At 38.4% G+C, this 8,966-nt stretch carries 11 protein-coding genes; 4 read left to right on the top strand and 7 right to left on the bottom strand.

Annotated features, from left to right (window positions below; all coding sequences use genetic code 11):
- Nucleotides 1-298: 298 nt before the first annotated feature.
- Nucleotides 299-544: a YkuJ family protein gene (locus HP456_RS15990; RefSeq protein WP_032089035.1), complete on the bottom strand. Its 246-nt coding sequence runs from the start codon at nt 542-544 to the stop codon at nt 299-301.
- Between the two features lie 153 nt (nt 545-697).
- On the opposite strand from HP456_RS15990, the gene HP456_RS15985 reads away from it, so the two are divergent.
- Nucleotides 698-1,654 carry an MBL fold metallo-hydrolase gene (locus tag HP456_RS15985; protein ID WP_172252876.1) on the top strand — a complete coding sequence of 319 codons (957 nt, stop codon included), beginning with the start codon at nt 698-700 and terminating at the stop codon, nt 1,652-1,654.
- Nucleotides 1,651-1,884, top strand: a complete 234-nt coding sequence (locus HP456_RS15980) for a glutaredoxin domain-containing protein (RefSeq protein ID WP_172252874.1) — start codon at nt 1,651-1,653, stop codon at nt 1,882-1,884. The genes HP456_RS15985 and HP456_RS15980 overlap by 4 nt, the downstream gene beginning before the upstream one ends.
- A 38-nt stretch (nt 1,885-1,922) precedes the next feature.
- Here the strand turns inward: HP456_RS15980 and HP456_RS15975 are convergent, their stop codons facing one another.
- The 6 genes from HP456_RS15975 to HP456_RS15950 form a co-directional block, all read right to left on the bottom strand.
- Nucleotides 1,923-2,429, bottom strand: a complete 507-nt coding sequence (locus HP456_RS15975; protein ID WP_172252872.1) for a DUF3993 domain-containing protein — start codon at nt 2,427-2,429, stop codon at nt 1,923-1,925.
- A 213-nt stretch (nt 2,430-2,642) separates the two neighbouring features.
- A complete protein-coding gene (locus HP456_RS15970; RefSeq protein WP_216663317.1) occupies nt 2,643-2,879 on the bottom strand; it encodes a hypothetical protein in 237 nt (78 codons plus the stop codon).
- A gap of 132 nt (nt 2,880-3,011) precedes the next feature.
- On the bottom strand, nt 3,012-4,238 hold the full coding sequence (locus HP456_RS15965; RefSeq protein WP_172252870.1) for an EAL domain-containing protein: 1,227 nt from the start codon (nt 4,236-4,238) through the stop codon (nt 3,012-3,014).
- Nucleotides 4,239-4,466: 228 nt separating this feature from the next.
- The gene (gene fadH, locus HP456_RS15960; RefSeq protein ID WP_172252868.1) at nt 4,467-5,234 is read right to left on the bottom strand and encodes a 2,4-dienoyl-CoA reductase; all 768 of its coding nucleotides are present in this window, start codon (nt 5,232-5,234) and stop codon (nt 4,467-4,469) included.
- A 126-nt stretch (nt 5,235-5,360) separates the two neighbouring features.
- Entirely contained in the window at nt 5,361-5,576 is a 216-nt protein-coding gene (locus HP456_RS15955; RefSeq protein ID WP_172252866.1) for a hypothetical protein, read from the bottom strand.
- A 132-nt stretch (nt 5,577-5,708) separates the two neighbouring features.
- Entirely contained in the window at nt 5,709-7,784 is a 2,076-nt protein-coding gene (locus HP456_RS15950) for a sensor domain-containing protein (RefSeq protein WP_172252864.1), read from the bottom strand.
- 266 nt (nt 7,785-8,050) lie between these two features.
- Here HP456_RS15950 and HP456_RS15945 point away from each other — a divergent pair, with 266 nt between their 5' ends.
- Both HP456_RS15945 and HP456_RS15940 read left to right on the top strand, forming a co-directional pair.
- A complete protein-coding gene (locus tag HP456_RS15945) occupies nt 8,051-8,281 on the top strand; it encodes a hypothetical protein (RefSeq protein WP_246289132.1) in 231 nt (76 codons plus the stop codon).
- 273 nt (nt 8,282-8,554) lie between these two features.
- The coding region (locus HP456_RS15940; protein WP_172252862.1) for a YkyB family protein at nt 8,555-8,966 on the top strand (412 nt) is incomplete at its 3' end.

The following is an 8,966-nucleotide window of genomic DNA, read 5'->3' as shown; positions in this document are numbered from 1 at the left end:
GTGCAACTTTTTCTGACGATATGATGAAATCTTTAATCTTTGTCTCTAAGAATTCCTTACTACTTAATGAAATCATGTAAAACCCCTCATTTTTAATATGAATGTTTCATTTAGCATGTTTCTGGAGCGTCAATCAATTTTCATTTCACCAACATTTTTATATTCATGTTCATAGCAGCGCCACACTAATTCTAACACAGCCTAAAAAAAAGTAGTAATAATCAGTACTTAAATTACAAAAATCGATGCACACAAAAATAACCAAACAAGAAACGATTCTCATCTGGTTATCTCAGTATTACTCCTGATTTGCTTCCTGCAGCAATTCGTATATTTCAATTGCCGTGATGTCGATGTTATCAAAAGGAAAACTGCTTCCTTTTTCATTCATGACTTCAATCTCGAAAGTATCCTGTTTTGGTAAGTATTTTACCTCACAAATTTTCTTTCCGTTGTATTCAAAAAAACGCTGTTGAGTTTCCCCTTGTTCACCTTGTTCTTGCAATGTCTTTAATCTTTGTATGATTCCAAGAAGCTGAGACATAAGCAGTCTCTCCTTTCCTGTTCTATTTCTTTTTTCATAGCTTTTGCATTGTACCAGATTCTATCCTGTTAAATCTAATGTTTTGCCCCTAAACTTCATAAAAATCCTTTATAATGAAAGAAGCAAAATTGAAAGAAGAAAGGATTTGTTAAGATGAGTATCGAGTACTTGGATTCAAGGATATCATTGGTCGACCTAATGGATTTGTCTGCAAAGGAACGGACAGGAAGCTATATCATTCATGAAGAATTTCTTACGATTATAGAAACATCTGCCAGTCCTTCAATCCCGCATCTAAAAAAAGGTCTCTCTAAGTTAAACATTAATTTAGAAGATATTCAATACATAATTCTGACTCATATCCATTTAGATCATGCCGGGGGTGCAGGGCTGCTACTTGAAGAATGCCCTCAAGCAACAGTAATCGTACATCCGAGGGGCTGCAGGCACATGAAAGACCCTTCCAGACTGATTGCCGGGGCCAAAGCAGTGTACGGGGACGATTTTGATACATTGTTCGATCCGATTAAACCGATTCCCGAAGATCGATTGTTAACCAAGAATCATGGAGAAACTCTTAAGCTCAGTGAATCCTGCACACTCACATTTTACGATACCCCTGGGCATTCCGATCATCACTTCAGTATATACGATCCGGTGTCGGGAGGCATGTTCACCGGTGATACATGCGGAATTCAATATCGGGCAGATAAAGTACATTTTTATCTCCCTTCAACATCGCCAAATCAATTCAACCCTGATTCAATGAAGAAAGCAATCCATTTTTTCAGGAGAAAGAAATTGAACCGTATCTATTTCGGCCATTACGGAATGACAGAAGAAGTGGAGCATGCTCTTAAGGAGGTTGAGATGTGGCTGGAAATTTTTATGGACAAGGCGGAAGTTACGATCGATCCAGGAGCTGCACTGGAAGAAAACATAGAAAATCTGACAAGGGAACTATACACCCTCGTGAAGTCTTCTGCCATTAGACAGGGGATCGATCACCAGCACCCCATTTTCCAGCTATTGAAACTCGATATGAAAGTTTCCTCTATGGGAATCATCGATTTTTTAAATAAGAACAAAAAAGGAGAGCTCAAGTCTTGAAACGCGTCACATTATATACCCAGCCGGAATGTCCACCTTGCGAGATAGTGAAACTGTTTCTGAAGGAATCTAAAATAAACTACTCAGAAAAAAATATTAAAGAAGACAAACAAGCAAGAGATCATTTGCTCAACGAGTTGAAATCCTATTCCACTCCAACAATTACTGTCGATCATAAAGTCATTTCAGGGTTTGACTTGGATTCACTAAAAGAAGCATTAGAACTATAAATGGATAAAAAAAGATACCTCTTTAAGCCGGAGGTATCCTATTCATTCATATTCTGAAGGTTTTCCGGCAATTCATTTGTTATGGAAGAAACCTTCCAATCACCTTTATCCTTGGTTAATACAACAACCTCCACTCCTGGAGCTGTAGATACTGGACCTTCTTGCTCACCCGATCGTTCTTCCCATATGTACCACTTTCCATCTGCATATTCCACTTGAGTGGACTCGTCGTATTTAAAGAATGGAATATAATACGGGGCAAAGTCAGAACCAAATGTTTGATATCCTTTCTCCACTTTCACAACATTCTCTTTTATAAATTCGTCTGTCAGTTCCTTTGTAAAGGACGTGTGCAATTGTTGTTCGATGGCTTCGAAAGATTGAGGCTGTTCACTTAAAGAAACTTGTGTCTGAAACGCTTCATTCACTAAAGCCAATGCCTGCTTATCTTTGAAAGTAGAAGCCTGAGTCTGGGTAACTTGTCCACAAGCTGCTGTAACCAATCCGATAATCATAAATAAGAGCAATAATCTTCTTTTTGCCATTTTATTCCCCTCCTTAAAATAATTAGGTGAGTCTATTGTAGCAATTGAAAATTGTCGATTGACTAAGTTTTGTTCGTGAAATCCCTACAATTCTTGACATCTTTTTTGCTTATTTGTAAATTTCCCTCTGTTTTTGGAAATTAAACACAAATAACGTTGGAATATCTAACCAAAAAAACTTGGAAACATCAAGTTTCCAAGCTTCGCTACTTACTATAAGTAATTAATGGACAGATACAAAATGAAGCCAATAACGATAACTGCGAATATTAAGATGGCAAGGAATACCGGATTCCGGATAAAAGGATGCTGCTTAACAGCCTCCGGAATATCTGTATCAAAATCCCCTTCCAGACGCTTCTCCTGTGCAGCTACTTTAAATGTATAATATACTGAATACCCGGCTACTCCTATCGCAATTAATGAGAGCAGTATGATAAAAATACTCATCCAAGCCCCTCCTTCAATGATCCTTTATAGATAATTTCCCCTAATAGAAAAACCCTATTCAAAGAAATACAAATCCTGAAAGATCAAAACCGGGCATGCTCCTGTCCAGATAAATTTGATTCTTAAAACAAGCTAATAAATCAGACTTTCTTCTTCAAACAAAAATTCGTAGGATAAATCCATAAACAGGTATAATCCGTTTCCGAATGGGTATGAATATGTGCGCAGGGGTTCACCAGAATCAATGTCGCTGTATACATCCGATAGTAATCCTTTTTTATTTATTCTCATTCTGATGATATTTTCCAGGAAGTAAGGACGCCAGCTCCAGTTCTTTCCCTTGAACCGTTGATGGATTTCCCAATTCCCTTGTACTTTCAGGATATTACTTGAAACCTGGAAGCCATTTTCATCACATATATACAAACGAAAGCACTTATCAGTAAAGGTGATAGCAAGTTCATTCAGCACGAAATCATAGTCTTCTTCGGATTGTCTTTTCATCTGTGAGATCTTCTGAGTCATTGCCTTATGTAACTCATCAGCGAATCGATATCCTGCTTCCAAATGTTTCTTCTCGTAACGGATATAGTCCTGGCACTTTTCCTTCAGTTTTGCTTTCAAAATATCCCTTTCCAGGAGAGTGGGAGATGGATGTTTCAAATAAAATCCTTGATAATACCTTCCTCCATTTAACCATGCAAACTGTAATTGATAATTGATTTCAATGTTTTCAAACAGCAGGGATGCACCAATTTTTCTTGCCAGCATGGAAAGACTGAATAGGATATCTTTATACAGTTTATTACCCGCATCATTCCGCAATTGTGATAGATCAACCTTTAGAATATCAGGAGAAAATTGCGACAGTCGGTCAAGTTCCCCCATGCTGCTACCCACATTATCAATCGCTACTTTTATCCCATATGTTTTGTAATAGAGAAGAACATGGACCAGCTGTTCGAAGTCTCCCAGAAACGTCTTCTCCGAAAGTTCTAATACAATACGGTTCATCTGAATACCTTTCTCTTTATATTCAAGAAGGAGTTCCAGGAAAGATGCCCCGTGATCAACCATGATTAGTCTTGCATCCCGATTTATGAAGATCAAGACTTCTTGGTCCGCCGTTAAGAATTGATCGAGTGCTCTTCTCGTTACTCTCTCATCCACTTCAATCTTAAATTCATCAGGAATATCTGTACCTGTAAAAAACGATCCAAGACTTTCGGCCTCTCCTTTATTCTGAACAATCCTGCCCAATACTTCATAGCCGATTATTTTATGTTCATCCGCGCTGAAAACCGGTTGAAAATAAGGAATGACTTTTTCGATATTTGCAATGACATCTAATGGATCCATTTGCACTCCTCCAACCCAAAACAGTTTTTGCATTATTATAGCATATGTTTCGAATATTCATTAAGTTCAAGCTTAACTGCAAAAAAAAAAGAATGCTGAAACTCTAAAGCATTCTACTGAATCGGTAAAGGCAGGTCTGTAGAAAGTAATTGCTTTAAGTATTCGCATTCCATTTTTTCAGTAAATTATATATGAATCATGCAAACTCAGCATATTAGTTGACCGGAATTAAAATGGAAATTGATTCAGCCATTGCCCTCCATCCAATGTTATGCACTCGCCATTAAGGTAAGCGGCTTTTTCAGATGACATGAAGTATGCAAGACCAGCAATTTCTTCAGGTGTTCCCAGCCTTTTAAGAGGTACACTATCAATCGTTCGTTTGGCGGCTTCCTCTGAAATCCATAATTTCTCGGCTCCTCCTGTTCGTTCAATCGGGCCGGGTGCTATGGCATTTGTACGAATTCCATATTTATATCCCCATTCGACAGCAAGCGTTCTGGTCAATGACAATACACCTGCTTTTGCAGCAGCTGAATGCGCAACCCCTGCACCTGCATTCCAAGCGTAAGTAGCAACCATATTGATGATTGAGCCTTTCTGCTTTTCGGCAATCCAGTGACTCCCGACTGCGTGAGAACAGAGGAACGTTCCATTCAGCACAATGTCAATGACTGACTTCCATCCATTCGGAGTCATTTTTTCCACTGGACAAATAAAGTTTCCGGCTGCATTGTTTATCAATACATCAATTTTACCGAACTTTTCTACTGCAAATTTAACCATTGCTTCTGCATGATCCTGCTCCCTCACATCCATTTGAAAAACATCAAGTTCACCCTCAAGTGATGCGAATTCTTCTTTTACTGCTTGCAGTCGTTCATCATTCCTACCAGTAATGATGACGTCAGAACCTTTTTCCAGGTAATACTTAGCCATATATTTCCCCATACCATTGGATCCCCCAGTGATGATCACCGATTGATTCTGTCCCATCTGTAACTCCCCCTCGTAAAATGAATGAATATTCACTCATTATTTTATCATAGATTAATGGAATTCAGCCAGTCTTATCCCATAAAAAAAGTCCGGCCTGTGTCTACCATGAGCCGGACCGGATCTTTAACTATCCTGATTATTTACGATGGTTTCATGAAGTTGAGCCAACGCTTTGATAATCGTCTTATTTCTTCTATATCCTTTTGCTTCTACTGAAACATTATTGAATGTCACAATGACTTTACCTAAAGATCGAGGAGTTTTAAAGCCGTAAACATACGCTTTGACTGTCCCTCTTTCGGTAGGGAGAAATAGGATTTCCATTTGTTTGTTTTTCATTAATCCCTCTCCTTTGAAAACATGTACTTCTTTAATAAGAAGAATGCCGAGCTATAAAAACGCGACCCCCCTTTTTAACATAAGTCATACATTCACACCTGTCAAATACTTTAGTACCTTAATGTTTTCTCTTTATGCAATTACATAGTGCTCTAACTCTTCCGGACATTTGGGTTTGCTGAAGTAAAAGCCCTGTGCTTTTTGGCAATTGGCTTTTTTCAGGAAATGGACCTGATCCTCTTGTTCCACTCCTTCAGCAATCACTTCGAGGCCAAGACTATGTGCAAGGTGAATGATCGTCGTCGTAATGGCGGAGTCTTTTTGATTAGATCCGATTTCCCTTACAAAAGATTGATCTATTTTCAAAATATCAATAGGAAACCTTTTTAAGTAATTAAGGGATGAGTAACCTGTCCCAAAGTCATCAACAGAAATAAACACACCCAATTCTTTTAGTTTCTTAAGTACTTTCAATGTTTGCTGGGTATCCTGCATGGCTCCTTCCGTAATTTCTATTTCAAGGCATGTTGCAGGGATATTATATTTCGCTATATAGCTTCTGATCGTATCAACTAAGTGTTCATGAAGAAATTGCTTTGGAGATATATTAATTGCAATTCGTACATTTTTATACTCCCTAACTCTCCAATTCTTTAACTGAAGACATACCTGCTCCAGCACCCACTCTCCAATTCCATGTATGAGTCCCGTTTCCTCTGCAAGCGGAATAAATTGTCCAGGCGATACAAAACCAAATTTACGATTATTCCAACGTATCAAAGCTTCAAAACTGTCAACATTTCCTGTCGAAAGATTTATCTGGGGTTGATAATGAATAAAGAGTTCTTCTTTTTCGATTGCTTTCCTTAGATGAGATTCCATAATGATATAGTTCGGAAAGCTTGATTCCATATGTGTCTGATAAAATCTGTAATGAGCCCTCCCCTTTTCCTTCACCTGAAATAGTGCCTGTGCAGCTCTTTGAATAAGTGTGTTGGCATCAAAACCATCTGCAGGGTATCTGCTGACCCCAATGGAAGGGCTGATATAGAATTCCTGCCCGTCTATCGTATAAGAACGATGAAACAACGCAAGTACCTCCGAAGCTTTTTTCTTCGTATCTTCCAAGCTGCTATTTTTCAACAAGTAGATAAACTCATCTCCACCTTGCCGGTAAAGCATACAATGGTCATCTGTTAAAGTCACCAGACGCTCGGTTATTTTTTTGAGAAAACGGTCTCCACCTTTTAACCCAAGGGTATCATTCACAAACTTAAATCGATCTAAATCCAAATACAATACAGCAAGCTCTTGTTCCTTATCTTCCATCGACTGAACGAACAAGGGAAGATGTTCATCTAAAGCTTTTCGGTTCCACATGCCTGTCAATTGATCATGCAGCGCCATATAGTGGATCATTTCATTCTGTTCATAAGAGATTGTATTATCCTTGACTATGATATAACAACCGTCACATTTCTCCTTTACCACTATCGGAACGGCTTTCAGGCTTGTGACTTTATCTTTTCGGTCATCGGTTTTCAACAAACAATCCTCCAGTGTAGCCGGCGTCCCGCTCAGGGCCCTGAGTAATGTCCGTTGAAGATCTTCCGCAATGGATGGGTGAAACAGATCATAAAACGAAGAGTTCACCAGTTGTTCCTTTTGAAAGCCGGTCAAAGTTCCACTGGCAATATTCGATTCTTTAATAACTCCATTTGAATCCAATATAAATATAGCGTCCAAATTATGTTCAATAATCGATTTATATCTGTTTTTGGCATTTGTAAGCCTTATTTTTTCCTTCATCAACGGAGTAACATCTCTAGTGATTGACACTACGTATTCTATTACTCCAGCATCATTCATTATTGGGGTCAAGATCGATTCATTGACCATCTGTTCCCCGCCGGGAATCCGAATGGTGTCCCGGAATATAATTTTTTCTTCATTTTCCACCAATTGAACATATTTTTCTTTCAGCCTTTCTGCAAGCTCTCCTGAAAGTACTTCATCCAGAAGCAGTCCCATATCTTCGTTATTTATTTCCGTGTTTTTACGGGCTGATTCATTTATATAAATATAACGAAAGGAGGGGCCATTTTCGACCTTCATTATAAAAATCATGTCGTTTATATATTCCAATACAACTTCTTGTAAGACATTGTCCAACTTATCAATATCATGGTTCTTATTCAGTGCCTGCATGAATTTCATCCTCATCGAGTGAACTTGGTTGATACTATTTTCCTGTTTACATTGTACTAATAATTGAAGGTTTTTCCCATATACATGTGCGAAAATTCAATATTAACTGTTTTTTTGTTGCTATTGACCCATTAATCAACTGTGCCTTTTCCTGAATCAGACAGGCTCAGAGTGATGTTCCCTTCCATACAATAAAAAGAATAGAGAGGAGGTTACTCATGTATCGACAGTCGTTCATTCCTCATAATTATTACCATTACCCGGCCATGAGAGGATACCGCGATCAGCGTTTCTTTCCCTTTTTTGGTCTCCCTTTTTTAGCAGGGGGTTTAGCGGGCCTTGCCATCAGCCCATTTTTATTCAACAGACCTTGCTGCGGGCCATATTATCCGCCGTACCCTCCATACCCGGCTTACGGACCATATGGCGGATCACCTTATGGAAATTCCCCTTCTCCGTACAATGTAACGGAAAATATCAATGTATATCCACGTTGAATCCTCCAGGCAAATAGAAGAAGATAAGTCTAATCGGCTCGCAATGTAAAAATATTATGTCATTAATATCCCGTTTCAAAAGAACTGATCAAACCACTTGATTCAGTTCTTTTTTTTTTGATTCAAGTAATATTAAAAAAGAATGAGCATTCTTTCCGTTTCAACATTAGTCGAAACTATCATTTTTCTAGTAATGAATTAATTTCGTGACCTTTCCAATGATATTAAAAGAATGTATAATAGTAGTGAATATAGCAGAAAGGAGCTAAAAAATTGAGGAATACTAGTAAAAGCACCCCTTCCTCCACATCTGTAAATACCCTCTCTCAAGCGATTTTCACTGTTAATCGACATGCGAAGACTGCTGGTAACCCAAAATACTTATATGCTTTAAAAAAACAGGCATTGATGAAGATGATCCGTGAAGGTAAAGCAAAAAAAGTAGGATTGCACTTCTCAAAGAACCCTAAGTTCAGTCAGCAGCAATCAGATGTCCTGATTAATTGTGGAGAGTATACATTCCACATACCTCCTACTAAAGAAGATTTCAAGCAATTGCCCCACCTGGGAAGTCTCGATCAATCTCAGAGAAATCCGAGATGTAAAATGGGACTTCAGCAGGGAAAGGGAATTTTAGAGGAATACACCGGAATGTCCGATTCAGATGATCATAATAAACAGGGAA

The organism is Bacillus haikouensis (genome assembly GCF_013179555.1).
GTDB classification, from domain to species: domain Bacteria; phylum Bacillota; class Bacilli; order Bacillales; family Bacillaceae_B; genus Rossellomorea; species Rossellomorea haikouensis_A.
Note: the sequence above shows the minus strand (reverse complement) of the source record. Positions and strands in the feature narration are given on the sequence as shown.

What these genes read in the sequence shown, in the direction of transcription:
- HP456_RS15990 (WP_032089035.1), bottom strand. Translation starts at nt 544, where the DNA reads ATGTCTCAGCTTCTTGGAATCATACAAAGATTAAAGACATTGCAAGAA.
- HP456_RS15985 (WP_172252876.1), top strand. Translation starts at nt 698, where the DNA reads ATGAGTATCGAGTACTTGGATTCAAGGATATCATTGGTCGACCTAATG.
- HP456_RS15975 (WP_172252872.1), bottom strand. Translation starts at nt 2,429, where the DNA reads ATGGCAAAAAGAAGATTATTGCTCTTATTTATGATTATCGGATTGGTT.
- HP456_RS15970 (WP_216663317.1), bottom strand. Translation starts at nt 2,879, where the DNA reads ATGAGTATTTTTATCATACTGCTCTCATTAATTGCGATAGGAGTAGCC.
- HP456_RS15965 (WP_172252870.1), bottom strand. Translation starts at nt 4,238, where the DNA reads ATGGATCCATTAGATGTCATTGCAAATATCGAAAAAGTCATTCCTTAT.
- fadH (WP_172252868.1), bottom strand. Translation starts at nt 5,234, where the DNA reads ATGGGACAGAATCAATCGGTGATCATCACTGGGGGATCCAATGGTATG.
- HP456_RS15955 (WP_172252866.1), bottom strand. Translation starts at nt 5,576, where the DNA reads ATGAAAAACAAACAAATGGAAATCCTATTTCTCCCTACCGAAAGAGGG.
- HP456_RS15950 (WP_172252864.1), bottom strand. Translation starts at nt 7,784, where the DNA reads ATGCAGGCACTGAATAAGAACCATGATATTGATAAGTTGGACAATGTC.
- HP456_RS15945 (WP_246289132.1), top strand. Translation starts at nt 8,051, where the DNA reads ATGAGAGGATACCGCGATCAGCGTTTCTTTCCCTTTTTTGGTCTCCCT.